Here is a 16,116-nt window from a genome sequence, read left to right on the forward strand (position 1 = left end):
CTTAAAACCACCCTTTCAACTGATTATACGCTTCGACGAGCCGTTCGGTCGTGACGCTCGTCACGGTCACTTCTTCACCGAGCAGTACGAAGCGAATCTGTCCAGTTCGATTCTTTTTATCGTGGCCCATCACCTCGAGATACGCCTCGAATGGCTGCCAGAGGACCGGCGTGATTGCTTGCTGTTTCATGAATCCGGCGAGCGTTTCCGCGCGTGAGAAGTCTCCGGCGACGAGGAAGGCGTACACCATTCCGTATAGGATGGCCTCCCCGTGCGCTAGTCGGTACGCCTCGACCGACTCCAACGCATGGCCGAACGTATGACCAAAGTTCAGCCATGCCCTTACGCCGTGTTCCCGTTCATCGGTCTCGACGACCTGTCGTTTCACTTCAATCCCACGTGCGAGCCACGCCGCCCAATCGAGCGGTCCTTGCGCCAAGGCGGTGAACAGCTCGGTCTCGAACGAGTACCCGAGGACGTATCGTGACAAGTAGGCATGTTTAATTAACTCGCCGAGCCCACTCAGCACGTCACGGTCCGTCAACGTCTCGAGGCGGTCGACGTTATAGTGGACGCCCGCTGGTTGATAAAAGGCACCGATCGCATTTTTGGCGAGCGGATGGTTGACCGCGACTTTTCCGCCGACCGCTGAATCGTGGGCGAGAACCGTCGTCGGCACTTGTATGTAATGCAGCCCGCGCATATAGACACTCGCCAAAAAGCCGGCCAAGTCCCCAATCATGCCGCCGCCAAAGGCGACGACGAGCGTGTCCCGGTCACAGCCGGACGTCAACCCGTCCGCGACGAGACGTTCAATCGTCGCGAGCGATTTCGATCCGTCGCCCGGACGGACGACCGACCAGACGATTGGACGCGCGCTTGCCTCGAGACGAGTCCGAAACGCCGTCCCGTGCAGGCGATCTACCGTCTCGTCCGTGATGACCCACACGGTTGAGCACGAGAAGTAAGGGACGCAGTCGAGCCAGGCGTCCCCTCGTTCAATTGTGACGTCGTATGGAGTCGAGGCGTTCACGCGAATCGTCACCACGTGCGAATCTCCTCGCGGTACGCGTCGACGCGCGCTTGGATGCGTCCGACCGTGTCATGTCCGAACGTCTCGCATAACTCACGGGCGAGTTCAAACGCGACGACGGCCTCGACGACGAGTGAGGCGGCCGGGACGGCACAGGCGTCACTTCGCTCGATTTGGGCGAGGAATGGTTCTTTCGTATCGATATCGACGGATTGGAGCGGCTTGTAGAGCGTCGGAATCGGTTTCATCACAGCGGTACAGACAATCGGCATCCCGGTCGTCATCCCACCTTCGAAACCGCCGAGATGATTGCTCAGGCGTGTATAGCCGTCCGGTCCATAGGCGATCGGGTCCATCACTTCCGACCCTGGTCGATACGCCATCTCGAACCCATCACCGAAAGCGACGCCTTTGATGGCGTTGACACTCATGACGGCGCGAGCGATGGCCGCATCGAGTTTCCGGTCATATTGGACGTACGACCCGAGCCCCGGGATGACACCATGCACTTCCGTACAGATGACACCGCCGAGTGAGTCACCGGCTGCTTTCGCCTCATCGATTCGACGCATCATCGCCTTGCCTGCCGTCTCATCCATCGTCCGGACCGGTGACGCCTCGATCGTGGCGCGCAATGTATCGAGCGACTCGTATGAGGCATCGGCCTCGACGCCGCCAATCACTTTGACATAGCTGACGAGCGACATCCCGACAGCAGCGAGCAATTGTTTGCTGAGTGCGCCGACTGCGACCCGAGCGGCCGTCTCACGTGCGCTCGAACGTTCGAGGACGTCCCGTAGGTCACGATGGTCGTATTTCAAGCCGCCGATGAGGTCCGCATGTCCGGGTCGTGGGCGGACGACACGGCGTTTGATTTCCACGTCCGCATCAATCGGTTCGGCCTGCATCACGTTCCGCCAATGAGTATGGTCCTTGTTCTCGATCCAGAACGAAATAGGGGCCCCTGTCGTCACCCCGTGACGAATGCCGGCCCTCACCTCGATTCGGTCTGATTCAATTTGCATGCGGCGGCCGCGGCCGTAGCCGGACTGCCGTTTCGCGAGTTCCGCATTGATGGCTTGCACATCGACCTCAAGCCCGGCCGGTACACCCTCGATAATGATTGAAAGTCCAGGCCCGTGCGATTCTCCTGCCGTCAAATAACGCATAGCTGCCACCTCATTCTTCAAATTTTTCGTAGAAGAAGCTCTGCTTCATCTTGTAGCCGTATCGCTTCGGTTGAAAGATCTGCTCGGTCCCTCCGACGAAGAGGACACCGCCTGGTCGGAGTGATCGGTGGAACGATGTATAGACTTTCTCTTTCGCTTCCTCGGTGAAATAAATCAAGACGTTCCGACAGACGATTAAATCAAAATTCCGTTCATACACGTCGGCCAACAGATTATGTTTTTTGAACGTTACTAATTTTTTGATGTCCTCTGTGATGTAATAGTCGTCTCCACGGCGGGTGAAGTAACGTTGCCGAAACTCTGATGGCAAGTCAACGAGCGCCCGCTCATGATACTTGCCTTGTTTCGCTTTTTCGATCACCACGTCATCTAGGTCCGTCGCCGTGATTGTGAACTGGGCGGGTGACAAATGTTTCGATAACAGCATCGCCAACGAATACGGTTCTTCGCCCGTCGAGCACGCCGCGCTCCAGACGCGCAACTTGCCCTGGCTCTTACGGATGAGTTCCGGCAAAATGTCCGTCTCTAGTTGCTGCCAGCGGACCGGGTTCCGGTAAAATTCACTCACGTTAATGGTCATGCGATCCAAAAATTCATCGTATAAGCCCCGGTCCGACTCCATCGCTTTGAAGTATTCGATAAACGTGGCATACCCTTTCTTCTCGCGAAGTGCAATCATACGTCGCTTCATCTGGGCTTCTTTGTATAGGTTTAAGTCGATCCCCGACTTCATATAAAACTTTTTTACGAAGATGGCATAATCATTTATCACCAGTTCCAACCTCAATTCTTTCTCTTCTCCTAGATCATGTCGTGCCAAAACAAGCGAAAGCGCTTCAATCCCAATATAAAAAGGGACAGGAGGCCCCCGTCCCTTTTATCGTCATCAAACGTGTGATGCTTCAGTGGCGAACCAGAGTGACAATTCACGCTCTGCGCTTTCCACGCTATCTGAACCATGGATGACGTTTTGTGACATCGTCGAGGCCAAATCGCCACGAATTGTTCCAGGTTGTGCGTCCAACGGGTTCGTCTTCCCGATCATCAATCGAGAGACGGCGACGATATTTTCGCCTTCCCACTCCATCGCTACAACAGGACCAGACGTTAAGAATTCGACAAGCTCTCCAAAGAACGGCTTTTCCTTATGTTCCGCATAATGCGATTGTGCGACTTCAACCGATGGCGTCAATAGCTCAAGACGGTTCAACGTATATCCTTTCGTTTCGAAGCGCGAGATGATTTCCCCAATCAGACCGCGTTTCACTCCATCCGGTTTTACCATTAAAAATGTTTTTTCCATTCCCCTAATCCCCCTAAATCAATATGTGTACCATGTACTTTATTAGTTTACACGGTCATCTTGATTATTGAAAGGGTTTACAAGGTGGTTGTTACCATTTTCGTTTCCCGATATACTCGGCGATTTCAATGAGCGAGCGTTTGTCCGGTAAGTCCGGCAAGCCATCGAGACGTTGAATCGCCCGGTTCACGTACCGGTCGATCGTCCGTTGGCTTCGCTCGAGCGTCCCGTTGCGCTGCACTTCACGAACGAGCGTATGGGTCGTCGCGTAATCGGACGACTGGTTGACTTGCTGCAACCGACCAAAGAATTCAGGGTCTTCCGCTGAATAGAAGAGCGGCAACGTTTTATGACCGTGCTTCAAATCTTCTCCGACCGGCTTTCCAAGCTGAAAACTTTTCGCGGTGAAATCGAGCAAATCGTCCGTCATTTGAAACGCCATCCCGATGTCATAGCCGAACAGCCGCAGCTGTTTGACGACTTCGGGTGACGCCCCTGAGACGACGGCCCCGGCCGCACAACTCGTCTCGATCAAGAGCGCCGTCTTTCGGGCAATCCGATCGAGATATCGTTTCGGGGACTGGCTCCAGTCGTATTGGTCTTGGATTTGATTGATTTCACCGATACAAATCAGTTCCATCGTGTCTGCCATGATTTCCATCACGCGCGGCGAGTCGACCTCAGAGACGAGTCGAATCGCTTCGCCGAACAACGTATTCCCTGTATACATCGCGACCTGCTCATCGTAACGTTCCATGACGGTCGGTTTGCCCCGGCGAAGTGTGGAGTCATCGATGACGTCATCATGGACGAGCGAGGCCATATGAATCAGTTCAAGACTCGCCGCCACTTTCGTCAAGCGGATGTCTTTCGCTTGCCCGAAACCAGCGCTCAGCAATACGAACGCCGGACGGATCCGCTTCCCGCCCGCATCAAGCAGTTGCTTCGAGGCCGCCTCGATGACCGGGTGATCCGTATGGACCCGCGTCGACAAGAAGCGATCAATCTGCTCAATCTCTCGGTTCATGTGGCGATAAAGTCGCTTCAAAGACATCGGTCACCACTTCTTTCCTAGGTGCATGGCACACGCACCGCCGGAGAACGCCTTCACTTCGACTTGTTCGAAGCCTGCCGTCTCGAACATGCGTTTTAGCGTCAACCGGTCCGGGAATTGGTCGGTCGACTCTTGGAGCCATTTGTATTGATCGTATGAGCCGGCGAACACTTTTCCGAATAACGGCATGACCGAGCCGAAATAGAAGCGATACAGTTCGCTGAACAGCGGTGCTGTCGGTTGGCTCGTCTCGAGACAGACGACCGTCCCGCCCGGTTTCAAGACCCGGTGCAGTTCACGGAGCACCGTCATGTAATCCGGTACGTTGCGAAGGCCGAAGCCGATCGTCACGTAGTCGAATGAGTGATCCCCGAACGGCAATGCCATCGCGTTACCATGGATGAGTTCGATCGTCGGATAATCGGCCACTTTTGCTTGGCCGACCGCGAGCATATTCTCGGAAAAATCAAGACCTTTGACGACACCGGTATTACCAGCCGCCTCGGCGAGTTGAATCGTCCAGTCGGCCGTCCCGCAGCAGACGTCGAGACATTTTGCGCCCGGGAACACTTGCATGCGACGCATCGTCGCTTTGCGCCACCATTTATGCAAACGGAAACTGATGATCGAGTTCATCGTATCGTAGCTCGGTGAGATTGATTGAAACACGTCATATACTTTTTGCTCTTTTTCTTTCGGTTGCAATACGTAACATCCTTTCCGTTCTAAGCGACAGCGTGCGCCAGGAGCGTCGTTAGCTGTTCTCGTTGATCTTGGCGCAGTACTGTCGCCTTTCGTTCGATGATCGTTTTTCCGTATGTGGTCAAGTAGGACCGACCTATCACCTCAGAAAACGTTTTAATCAATCCGAAGTTCGCTTCCATCCAAGTCGTGACGGATACGTCCGCATCAAGCGCGAGCGTACATTTCGCCCCATTGACAAGCTGGACCGACCGACCGAAGCGATTGCTATAGTCGGCAGGAAACAGTGCCAATATTTTATAAAATTGAGCCGAGGCGAAATCGCCGGCGAGCACTTTGAGTTGCCGCTCGAGCGAGCCGTTCGGGCAATCCTTTACTTGATCATGCAGTTCAAGTGCTTGATGTGCAAAATACGTCGCAAGCACGAGCTGACGTTGTTGATTCGATTCGATTTCAATCATCTCGACCATCCAACGAAGTAAAGGCATGTCGACTACGGGTACAATCTCGTGTCTCGTCAAATACGGATGGTTCATGCGTTCTTCGATTTGACGAGCAAGGTCGGTGACAACGGTTTCGTATGTCATCTGTTCCATGCTATCCCCCCTCGTCCTCTTCGTTGTCATTCTGACATAGTATAGCACATTTTTGTCACATTCACGCCATGGGAACTCGCTTTCCGACACAAAAAAAGCCGCCTTTCGGCGACTTATGTATTGCCCATTATTTGACCGCATCTTTAAGCGCTTTACCTGCTTTGAAGGCAGGAACTTTGCTTGCCGGGATTTCGATATCTTCTTTCGTACGTGGGTTGCGACCTTTACGGGCAGCGCGCTCACGAACTTCAAAAGTACCAAAACCGATCAATTGAATTTTATCACCGTTTTGGAGTGCTTCAGTGATAGATTCGAAAGTAGCTTCTACAACTTGTGTAGCTTCTTTTTTCGAAACATTTGCTTTCTCCGCAACTGCTTGGATCAATTCAGTTTTGTTCATCACGATTCACCTCCTCTCACTGAGAGTTTACGGGATTAATCATATCGTACAAACGTTGATATGACAACATTTTTTAAGCAATCGGTCTATATTCGACCCACTCAGTCGATCAGTTGTTTAAAAACTCGACTTCACCTTGTTCATTAATCGTGTACCCTTGCGAATAAGCCGGAGCGAATGGGGAGTCATTATAGAGCAAATACCGAATGTCCTCACCGACTTTTGGCTCTACATCCGTGTTCTCGAGGGCGGCCTCCAGGTCGGCCCGGTAGTCGACAAATAATTGTCCGGTCCCGTCGACATAGATCGGCAACTCGTTTTCCGTGTACGGACTCGGGATACTTGGCTCTTCAGAGACGAAGACGAGATCATAATCAATCGTGAATTGGTTCTTTCCGAGCGACCCGTCAAACGGGAACTTGCCTTCTTTGGCCCGGAACGCGTTAATATTCGTCTGTAACTGTTGCAAGCTTTCTGACACACGTAAATCAATGAGTTTGACCTTCGGCTCCGTCTCGGCGTCCACGAGGACGTACAAGAACAGACCGCCTCCTTCGAAGCTGTTCGCCGGCGGGTCGGCTAAATAACCAGGGACGAGCCGGGCGAACTCAATCGGATAACGTTCCATGAGTGGCGTCTCGGCCGGCCTTGTTTTAATCGGCAACACCCCGGTCGTCTCCTTGAACGAGTCGACGGCCGTCTGTACCGACTTCAGTTGGTCTTCATACGGGACGTTATCGACCCGATTCGAATCCGGGAACATACATCCACTGAGCACGGTCGCCGCCAATAGACTCGCGACCAAAAAAATCCGTTTCACGTCTTATCCTCCTGTCGGTCCTGAAGCGACCACATAAATCATGATGATCGTCCCAAATAAAAATATGACGAATGCGATGACGCGGACGAGCGCCGCGAACCATCCCGTTAGTTTCGTATGGCTGACTGCCACCATGAGCGCGGCGATGGCAAACGCCCCGATGCCCGCAAATGAAATCCACATCTTGATCAGTGACGGTGTCACGTCTATCCCCTCGACTTTCTCTTTAAATCTAGCTCCGTACATTAGTGTAGCAAAAAAAACAAAGGAACTGAACGAAAACGTCAGTCCCTTTGCTCTACGTCGCCTTCGAAATGGAACACTTCTTCCATTTCATGCTTCTGCGGGCGTCTCATTAACTTTTGTACTTCATCATGTGGGCTCTTACCTTCGAATAACACGTTGTAGAGGGCCTCTGTGATCGGCATCTCGACACCGGCTTCCCGAGCGAGCGTATGCGCCGCCTCACAGGCACGCACCCCTTCCACGACCATGCCCATTTGACCGAGCACATCCTCGAGCTTCTCGCCGCGACCGATCGCGTTCCCGGCACGCCAGTTACGGCTATGCTGAGACGTGGCCGTGACGATCAAATCGCCGATTCCCGTCAAGCCGGAGAACGACGCCGGGTTGGCACCGAGTTGGACCCCGAGCCGGGCGATTTCGACGATCCCGCGTGTCATGAGGGCCGCTTTGGCGTTATCGCCATAACCGAGCCCATCCGTCATTCCTGCGGCAAGCGCGATGATGTTCTTGAGCGCACCGCCGTACTCCGCCCCGATGACGTCCGAATTCAAATAGACCCGGAACTGATCGTTCGTGAGCAACTCTTGAATCTCATCGGCCACGTCCAAGTCCTCGCAAGCGATTGTGATGGTCGTCAATTTACGGACGGCCACTTCCTCGGCATGCGTCGGTCCCGTCAAGACACCGATGGCCCGACGTTTCGACGGGTCGATCTCTTCGGCGATAATCTCCGACAGACGCTTATGCGTCTTCGGTTCGATTCCTTTGGCGGCATGCACGATGACCGCCGGTTCCGTAAGGAGCGCGTTCAACTCACGCGACACCGGACGAATCGCCGAACTCGGGACGACGAGGAATACGATGGAACGATCTTTGACCGCTTCCGCCAAGTCTGTCGTCGCCCGAATCGAAGTCGGCAACGGTGCGTCTTTCAAATAGGTCGCGTTCGTGTGGGCCGTGTTGATTTCATGAACGTGGTCTTCCTCACGTCCATATAGTAGAACATCATGTCCGTTGTCAGCGAGGACGAGCGATATCGCCGTTCCCCAGCTCCCTGCACCGATGACAGCTACTTTTGCCATAGGAGGCACCCCCATTACTAGTTTTTCTGACGAGCCACGATATGAATCGGTGTACCAGTAAAGTCAAATGCGCGGCGAATCTGGTTATCTAGATAACGTTTGTATGAGAAGTGAAGCAACTCTGGATCGTTGACGAACAACACGAACGTCGGCGGCTCGATGGCCACTTGCGTCGCGTAGTTAATCTTGAGTCGTTGTCCTTTGTCCGTCGGTGTCGGGTTCATCGCGACTGCGTCGACGATGACGTCGTTCAAGACGCTCGTCGAGATTCGACGGCGATGTGAATCAGCCACTTCTTTGACGACCGGTAGAAGTGTCTGCAATCGTTTCGACGTGAGTGCCGACAAGAAGACGATCGGTGCGTAGTCAAGGAACAAGAATTCTTTACGAATCTTCTCTTCCATTTTCTTCATCGTCTTATCGTCTTTGTCGACGGCGTCCCATTTGTTGACGACGAGAACGATGGCTTTCCCAGCTTCGTGGGCGAGTCCGGCAACACGTTTGTCTTGTTCGATGATGCCTTCTTCACCGTCGATGACGACGAGAACGACGTTCGAGCGTTCAATCGCTTTTTGGGCACGCATGACGCTGTAGCGCTCGGTAGATTCATACACTTTCCCGCGCTTGCGCATCCCGGCCGTATCGATGATGACGTATTCTTGCCCATCCCGTGTGAACGGTGTATCGATGGCATCACGAGTCGTTCCTGCGATGTCCGAGACGATGACGCGTTCTTCACCGAGAATCGCGTTCGTCAAGCTCGATTTCCCAACGTTTGGACGTCCAATGAGCGAGAACTGGATGACTTCTTCGTTGTACTCATAGTCGTCTTTGTCTGGAGCCATGTCGAGCACTTTGTCGAGCAAGTCCCCGAGACCAAGACCGTGCGTCCCTGAAATCGGGAACGGATCGCCGAATCCGAGTGAATAGAACTCATACATGAGTTCGCGCATCTCGAAGTTGTCGACTTTGTTGACGGCGAGGACGACCGGTTTGTTCGAACGGAACAACAAGTTCGCCACTTCTTCGTCTGCTGCTGTAATGCCTTCACGTCCGTTCACCATGAAGACGATGACGTCCGCCTCATCGATCGCAAGCTCGGCCTGATGCCGCATTTGCACGAGGAGCGGCTCATCACCGACCTCGATTCCGCCTGTGTCGATTAAATGAAACTTACGGTTCAACCACTCACCCGTCCCATAAATGCGGTCGCGTGTTACACCGGGCTTATCATCGACGATCGACACGCGATCTCCGATAATCCGGTTAAAAATCGTGGATTTCCCAATATTCGGGCGGCCTACGATGGCCACTGCTGGAATTCCCATATAAACACCTCTCTAACTTTCATTCAATAAGTCTATCGTTTCTAATTGCAACTGTACTATCATATCACAGGCGAATTTCTGTGACCATACAAAAAGAAGCGGGAGTCTGGCTCCCGCTTGAACGATCGTCTTATTTAGAATCGTCCGAGGCCTCGTCACCTGTCAATTCAGAGACAGAGAAACCTCCTTGGTCGCTATACTCGTCAAGCAGCGATTGATCCGCGTCGCCACGTGATGAATCGCTCGACTCGAGCGCACGCATCGACAACGAGATTTTCTTCTCGTCAAGATGGACGTCGAGTACTTTGACGGTTACTTCTTGGCCTTCTGACAAGACTTCAGACGGTGTCGCGATGTGTCGGTTCGCAATTTGCGAGATATGGAGCAAACCTTCAACTTGTGGTGCGACTTCGACGAACGCACCGAACGTGACGAGACGTTTGACTTTCCCTTCAATCACGTCACCTGGCTGAATTTTACCTTCTACCGATTCCCACGGTCCAGGCTGCGTCTCTTTAATCGACAACTTCACTTTCTCGTTGTCGAGGTCAAGTCCAAGCACTTTCACTTTGACTTTATCTCCTTCAGTCACAACATCGCTCGGTTTCTCAACCCGGCTATGCGCCATTTCCGAAATATGGACGAGGCCATCGACACCGCCGATATCGACAAACGCACCGAAATCTGTGAGACGTTGAACCGTCCCTTCGATGATTTGACCGACTTCAAGCGATTCGAGCGTCTCCGCTTTCTTGGCGCTCATTTCCGCTTCGGCAACCGCTTTATGCGACAAGATGACGCGATTTTTTTCGCGGTCAATCTCGACGACTTTAACCGTAATCGGTTTATTCAAGTAGGATGAGAAGTCTTCGACGAAATGGTTCTCTACGAGCGAAGCCGGGATAAATCCACGGATACCGATATCAACGACAAGTCCACCTTTGACCTTGTCTTTTACCATGACTTCGAATACTTCGCCGGATTCGAATTTCTCGACGATTTGATCCCAAGCTGCCTCGGCATCAACGTCTTTCTTCGAAACGACCACCTCTTCGTCCGTGACCTTTTTCACTTTGACACGGATTTCGTCGTTAACATGGAGTGATTCGTTTAAATCGTCTAAATGCATGCTTGATACTTCGCTGATTGGTAAAATTGCCTCGGTTTTATAACCGATATCGATCAACGCTTGCTTGTCCTCGATTTTGACGACAGTACCGGTCACAATTTGACCTCGATTGATTTCAAAATCAGGCATATCTTTCATTTCTTCGACCATTCCAACACTACCCCCTCACGATGAGTACAAAAAGGAGCGCCGTAAGGCGCTTACACCTAGTATAAACTTCTTATAATTCGAAAGATTTGTCAAGGTGTTATCAGGTTAGTTCCTCTCCTAGCGCGAGATTAAACCTGAAATTAACGAACGTTCCGTGAATGCTGCATGTACAAGTCACCGATTGTCGTCATAATCAAGTCGGCCGCGATTTGGGCGCTCGCCTTGTCCGCTTTCAAGCTGCTCATGTCGATCGGTTGGCCGATGACGACCTTCAGCTTCGAGCGGAACTTATACGTCCCAATAATCGCCACCGGAAGTACCGACGCGTCCGAACGGAGCGCGAAGAACCCGACGCCGGCTTGGGCTTTGCCGAGCGTACCGTCTTTTGACCGCGTTCCTTCCGGGAAAATCGAGATGACCTCGTCTTCCTTCAACTTTTGCAAGACGACCCGGAGTGCTTGTCGGTCTCCTTCCCCGCGTGACACAGGAATCTGTCCAGCTCGATTCAAAATGTGTTTCAATACCGGCACGTCGAACAACTCTTTTTTCGCGAAGAAACGAAGCTGACGCTGTTTCGGCATCGCCCCGGCGAGCATGACCGGGTCCCAGTTCGATTGATGGTTCGAACAGACGATCATCGAACCGTCGAGTGGGACGTTGTCGCGCCCGATATACTCGACACGGAAGCTCAATCTACGGATGACATTGACGACAGCTACGGCCAGTCGATACATGCCGAACGGTCCATCGTTGAGCGGTTTCATCGATCAATCACCTGCTTCATCAAGTGCTCGATCGCCTCGACGACGCCGTCAATCGACAGCTCGGTCGTATCGAGATAATGCGCATCGTCGGCCTGACGAAGCGGGGCGACCTCACGCTCGGAATCGCGTTTGTCCCGCAAGGCGATCTCGAGCTGTAATTGTTCAAGGTCGCTCGGCAATCCTTTCGATACGTTTTCCTCATGGCGGCGGCGGGCCCGTTCTTCGACCGTCGCCGTCATGAACACTTTCAAGTCGGCGCCTGGTAAGACGTGCGTGCCGATATCGCGGCCGTCCATGACGATTCCGCCTTTACTGGCGAGGTCCCGCTGTAAATCCATAAGGGCAGCCCGTACTTCCGGCTGGCGTGCGACGAAGCTGACGTTGTTCGTCACTTCGCTCGTCCGGATGACGTCGGTCACTTCGTCGGCGCCGTCGAACACACGTTGTCCGTTCTCGGACGGGACGAGCCGTAAATCCATGTTGCCGATCATCTCGGCGAGTTTCGGCCCGTCTTCGAGACCGACCCCGTCTCTGAGGGCACGATACGTCACGGCACGATAAATCGCACCCGTATCGATATAGACATACCCTAGTTTTTTGGCAAGTGTTTTCGCGATCGTACTTTTCCCGGCTCCGGCCGGTCCATCTAATGCAATCTGTAACGGTTTATTCATAAAAATTGGGTATCGGCTCATCCCGATACCCGCCTCCTCTCGGTCATTTGTTCCGAGAACATCATACCAGTTTTTTAACGTGAAGAAAATACAGAGCCCGTCCGTTTTCTCGCTTCAAGTTGGGCCCGGAAGCAATAACGTAAAATCGTTTCCTGGTCCCGGTGCGATAATTCTTCGAAACGAAGCGACAGCTCTTGTTTCGCCGCCTGTTCGTGAATCCGTACGAGTCGGCTCTTGACGCGGAACGTTTGCGGATTCCCGCGGTCGTCATTGATATGGAACGAGACGATGATGGCCTCGTCGACAGCGACCGGTGCCCGATTGGAGATGATGCGCATGCCTCCGGCCGATAAGTCGAGTGATGTCGATTCGAACGACGGGAACGCCTGCCCATCTTCCGCGGATACGGTCACGCGAATCATCTCCGGCACCCGCAAATATTCACGGCGCTGGACCCGTTTGATTTTCTTCTCATCCGGCATCGGGAATGCATAATGAAGCGTCAACTGCGCATCGCTCACCCGTCTCGAAATGACGGTGTCGAAGGCATATAGTTGCTCTTCTCCTTTAAAGAAATAGACGCGCATCGGCTCGTCTTCGTGCAAGAAAAACGTCTTTAACGTATCCGTTTCACTCGGGGACTCGATCCAGACGACTTGATCGTTAATGGCCGCGACCTTCGTCTTTCCTTCTTTTCTCCCTTCGACTTCCACCCGTAACTCTTGACCTACCTTTAACATGAAACGATTCCCCTTTATTCTATTTATATTGACGATGATTGGAGCGATTGGCAGTGCGGACGAGCAATAAGGCGACCATCCATAAGACGACTATATAGACGACAGCCGGTACTTTGTTCATCGGTTCGACGAGCAAGATATAGTCGAACATGCCATGCAACAGCGTGGCCGCCATGACAGCGGTGAACAGCCAAAACCGCTCGTGGTTGGAATGTTTGGCCCGGCCGAGACAAAACCCCATGACGACGGCGAACAGCGCGTGGCCGCTCACCGGCAGCACGGCGCGCCAGATGGCGATCTCGATTGAGTCGTACACCCATAAATATAGAAAATTCTCTAACGTGGCAAAGCCGAGTGAACAGGCGACCGCATAGAGAATCCCGTCGTAGTAATCATCAAAGACTTTATGTATGTATATTGTATAATAAATCATGAACCATTTAAAAAATTCTTCTAAAAGCGCGGTGGCCACGAACGCCTTCCAAAACGGGCCCACGAGCACCCCTTCTTCCACGAACGCATACTGGACGAACATGATCGGAAAGACGAGAATGGCCCCGGCGACGAACGACCGGATCACATAGCCGAGCGGTTCCGCTTCCAGTTCATGCCGGAGATAGAAGTAGGAAAGAAGGGCGAACCCTGGCGCAACCGCAGACAAGGCGATTGCAATCATGATGCATCTCTCCTTTCTCACGTTAAGCATACACTGAAATAGAGGAAAGAAAAAGTAGGGCACGCCTAGAAATTGGAAGAAACGAACAAAAAAGTTGGAGGTCTGTTATGAATCATTTATTACTCATCCACACCGGCGGCACAATCGCCATGTCCCAATCGGGGTCGGGACATGTCATGCCGAGCGAGGTCAATCCGATTGATGCGACGTTGCCGAAAGCGACCGATATCGCCAACATCACGACGAAACACTTCTCAAACATCCCATCGCCGCACATGACGCCTGAAAAAATGCTCGAGCTCGCCCAGTTCATCAATCAACAACTGACGCAAGACACGTATGACGGGGTCGTCATCACCCACGGAACCGATACGCTCGAGGAGACGGCTTATTTCTTACAAATCACACTCGGTGCCCCGGTCCCGATCGTCTTGACCGGGGCGATGCGCTCGTCGAACGAAGTCGGCTCTGACGGCGAATTCAATCTCATCACGGCGCTTCGGGTCGCCCAAAGCGATGTCGCGCGTGGCAAAGGAGTACTCGTCGTCTTCAATGGCGAGATTCATTCCGCCTTCAACGTCACGAAAACGCATACGTCCTCGGTCGACACGTTCAAATCGGTCCACTTCGGGAACGTCGGCATGGTGACGAAAGACCACGTCCTCATCTATAGCCAACCGACGACGAAGCAACCGAAGATGATTTCGACAATCACAAAACGGGTCGCGGTGCTGAAAGTCGTTGCCGGGATGGACCCGGACTTGATTGAGGCGGTACTCGCGCTCGGTTATGACGGACTCGTCCTCGAAGTGCTCGGTCAAGGCAACGTCCCGCCGTCGATCGTTCCCGCGCTCGAACTGCTCGTCGAACGCATGCCGGTCGTCATCGTCAGCCGCTGCTTCAATGGAATCGTTCAGGACGTCTACGGCTACGTCGGCGGTGGCCAGCAACTGAAAGAGATGGGCATCATCTTCTCGAACGGCTTGAACTCACAAAAAGCGAGACTGCGCCTTCTCGTCGAACTCGAGTCCGGTTCGTCGCAAGCGGTCATGGAACACAGCTTCAGTTTCCAACAATGAGTTGGCGACTTGCCAACCGATTCGTCCTTCCATACAATGAGGGATGAGGTGATTTCATTGAATAAACACGCTATCGTCGTCGGCGCCGGACCGTGCGGGCTGTCGGCTGCGATCGAATTGGAACGCATCGGCATCTCGTGCACGATTATCGAGCGCGGCAATATCGTCGATGCCATCTATCGGTATCCGACCCATCAGACGTTCTTCTCGTCTGCCAATCTGCTTGAAATCGGGAATATCCCGTTCATCTGTAAAGATTTGAAGCCACGCCGGCAAGACGCACTCGTCTACTATCGGGAAGTCGTCAGCCGGACTGGGCTCGATGTCCATCCGTTCGAGACGGTCGAGGCGGTCGAGCGGACCGAGAACGGTTTCGTCGTGCGGTCCCGACACGACCGGGACGGTGCCAAAGAGCGCCAGGCCGACTATGTCATCTTGGCGACGGGCTATTACGGACGCCCTCGTCGGCTTGACGTGCCCGGTGAAGAGTTGCCGCACGTCGCCCACTATTTCAAAGAGGCGCATCCGTTCTATCGGCAACGCGTCACGGTCATCGGTGGGAAGAACTCCGCCGTCGACGCGGCCATCGAGCTCGAGAAGGCCGGTGCCCACGTCACGGTACTTTATCGCGGGGACGGCTACAGTCCGTCCGTCAAACCGTGGGTATTGCCGACGTTCGACTCGCTCGTCCGTCATGACAAGGTGCGGCTCGAGCTCGAAGCGGAAATCGTTCGCATCGAACCGCATCACGTCGTCTATCGTCAGCATGGTGAAGAACATCGGCTCGAGACCGACCACGTCCTCGCCATGACCGGCTACTTGCCCGACCATGGGCTGTTCGCCGATGCCGGGGTCCAAGTCGATGAGGAGACCGGTGTGCCGGCGTTCGATGAAGCGACGTACGAGACGAACGTCGACGGCTTGTTCATCGCCGGTGTCGTTGCGGCCGGAAACGATGCCAATAAGATCTTTATCGAGAACGGACGTTTCCATGGCCAAGCGATCGCCGAGACGCTTCGGGAGCGCAACGGTGTCACATCATAAATAAAGAGAGGGAAGACTAGACTGACCTAGCTATATGAGACACTAATAAAAACACCTTATTAGGCTGCCACCACACCATATTTTATCGGTGTGAGGTAGCCTAATT

At 53.3% G+C, this 16,116-nt stretch carries 19 protein-coding genes; 2 read left to right on the forward strand and 17 right to left on the reverse strand.

Annotated elements, in window-relative coordinates; all coding sequences use genetic code 11:
* Position 1 precedes the first annotated feature (1 nt).
* From KNP81_RS09510 to prsW, 17 genes are all read right to left on the reverse strand, one after another.
* Complete coding sequence (locus KNP81_RS09510) at positions 2-1,048, reverse strand: 3-dehydroquinate synthase (RefSeq protein WP_214719764.1); 1,047 nt, start codon at positions 1,046-1,048, stop codon at positions 2-4.
* A complete protein-coding gene (aroC, locus tag KNP81_RS09515; protein WP_214719765.1) occupies positions 1,042-2,202 on the reverse strand; it encodes a chorismate synthase in 1,161 nt (386 codons plus the stop codon). Before aroC ends, KNP81_RS09510 begins: the two co-directional genes overlap by 7 nt.
* 10 nt (positions 2,203-2,212) lie before the next feature.
* Entirely contained in the window at positions 2,213-2,992 is a 780-nt protein-coding gene (locus KNP81_RS09520) for a CheR family methyltransferase (RefSeq protein WP_029595663.1), read from the reverse strand.
* Positions 2,993-3,109: 117 nt separating this feature from the next.
* Positions 3,110-3,526 (reverse strand): nucleoside-diphosphate kinase, encoded by a 417-nt coding sequence (ndk, locus tag KNP81_RS09525; RefSeq protein ID WP_021067200.1) that lies wholly within the window; start codon positions 3,524-3,526, stop codon positions 3,110-3,112.
* Positions 3,527-3,617: 91 nt separating this feature from the next.
* Entirely contained in the window at positions 3,618-4,580 is a 963-nt protein-coding gene (locus KNP81_RS09530; protein WP_214719766.1) for a polyprenyl synthetase family protein, read from the reverse strand.
* Between the two features lie 3 nt (positions 4,581-4,583).
* The gene (locus KNP81_RS09535) at positions 4,584-5,285 is read right to left on the reverse strand and encodes a demethylmenaquinone methyltransferase (protein WP_214719767.1); all 702 of its coding nucleotides are present in this window, start codon (positions 5,283-5,285) and stop codon (positions 4,584-4,586) included.
* 20 nt (positions 5,286-5,305) lie between these two features.
* Positions 5,306-5,878: a heptaprenyl diphosphate synthase component 1 gene (locus KNP81_RS09540; RefSeq protein ID WP_021067197.1), complete on the reverse strand. Its 573-nt coding sequence runs from the start codon at positions 5,876-5,878 to the stop codon at positions 5,306-5,308.
* Positions 5,879-6,005: 127 nt separating this feature from the next.
* On the reverse strand, positions 6,006-6,278 hold the full coding sequence (locus KNP81_RS09545; protein WP_021067196.1) for an HU family DNA-binding protein: 273 nt from the start codon (positions 6,276-6,278) through the stop codon (positions 6,006-6,008).
* 109 nt (positions 6,279-6,387) lie between these two features.
* Positions 6,388-7,098 carry a hypothetical protein gene (locus KNP81_RS09550; protein ID WP_021067195.1) on the reverse strand — a complete coding sequence of 237 codons (711 nt, stop codon included), beginning with the start codon at positions 7,096-7,098 and terminating at the stop codon, positions 6,388-6,390.
* Positions 7,099-7,101: 3 nt separating this feature from the next.
* The gene (locus KNP81_RS09555; protein ID WP_021067194.1) at positions 7,102-7,302 is read right to left on the reverse strand and encodes a DUF2768 family protein; all 201 of its coding nucleotides are present in this window, start codon (positions 7,300-7,302) and stop codon (positions 7,102-7,104) included.
* An 80-nt stretch (positions 7,303-7,382) separates the two neighbouring features.
* Positions 7,383-8,426, reverse strand: a complete 1,044-nt coding sequence (locus KNP81_RS09560; RefSeq protein ID WP_214719768.1) for an NAD(P)H-dependent glycerol-3-phosphate dehydrogenase — start codon at positions 8,424-8,426, stop codon at positions 7,383-7,385.
* 17 nt (positions 8,427-8,443) lie between these two features.
* Positions 8,444-9,754: a ribosome biogenesis GTPase Der gene (der, locus tag KNP81_RS09565; protein ID WP_021067192.1), complete on the reverse strand. Its 1,311-nt coding sequence runs from the start codon at positions 9,752-9,754 to the stop codon at positions 8,444-8,446.
* Positions 9,755-9,884: 130 nt separating this feature from the next.
* Positions 9,885-11,033, reverse strand: coding sequence for a 30S ribosomal protein S1 (gene rpsA / locus KNP81_RS09570; RefSeq protein ID WP_021067191.1), 1,149 nt, complete (start codon positions 11,031-11,033; stop codon positions 9,885-9,887).
* A 140-nt stretch (positions 11,034-11,173) separates the two neighbouring features.
* Positions 11,174-11,797, reverse strand: coding sequence for a lysophospholipid acyltransferase family protein (locus KNP81_RS09575; RefSeq protein WP_214719769.1), 624 nt, complete (start codon positions 11,795-11,797; stop codon positions 11,174-11,176).
* Complete coding sequence (gene cmk / locus KNP81_RS09580) at positions 11,794-12,471, reverse strand: (d)CMP kinase (RefSeq protein ID WP_214719778.1); 678 nt, start codon at positions 12,469-12,471, stop codon at positions 11,794-11,796. The genes KNP81_RS09575 and cmk overlap by 4 nt, the downstream gene beginning before the upstream one ends.
* Positions 12,472-12,545: 74 nt before the next feature.
* On the reverse strand, positions 12,546-13,211 hold the full coding sequence (locus KNP81_RS09585) for a flagellar brake protein (protein ID WP_214719770.1): 666 nt from the start codon (positions 13,209-13,211) through the stop codon (positions 12,546-12,548).
* A gap of 19 nt (positions 13,212-13,230) precedes the next feature.
* Positions 13,231-13,887: a glutamic-type intramembrane protease PrsW gene (prsW, locus tag KNP81_RS09590; RefSeq protein ID WP_021067187.1), complete on the reverse strand. Its 657-nt coding sequence runs from the start codon at positions 13,885-13,887 to the stop codon at positions 13,231-13,233.
* Between the two features lie 107 nt (positions 13,888-13,994).
* On the opposite strand from prsW, the gene KNP81_RS09595 reads away from it, so the two are divergent.
* A complete protein-coding gene (locus tag KNP81_RS09595; protein WP_021067186.1) occupies positions 13,995-14,966 on the forward strand; it encodes an asparaginase in 972 nt (323 codons plus the stop codon).
* Positions 14,967-15,002: 36 nt separating this feature from the next.
* Positions 15,003-16,010 carry a YpdA family putative bacillithiol disulfide reductase gene (locus KNP81_RS09600; protein WP_214719779.1) on the forward strand — a complete coding sequence of 336 codons (1,008 nt, stop codon included), beginning with the start codon at positions 15,003-15,005 and terminating at the stop codon, positions 16,008-16,010.
* Positions 16,011-16,116 lie beyond the last annotated feature (106 nt).

It is taken from the genome of Exiguobacterium sp. s149 (assembly GCF_018618395.1).
GTDB lineage: Bacteria > Bacillota > Bacilli > Exiguobacteriales > Exiguobacteriaceae > Exiguobacterium > Exiguobacterium chiriqhucha.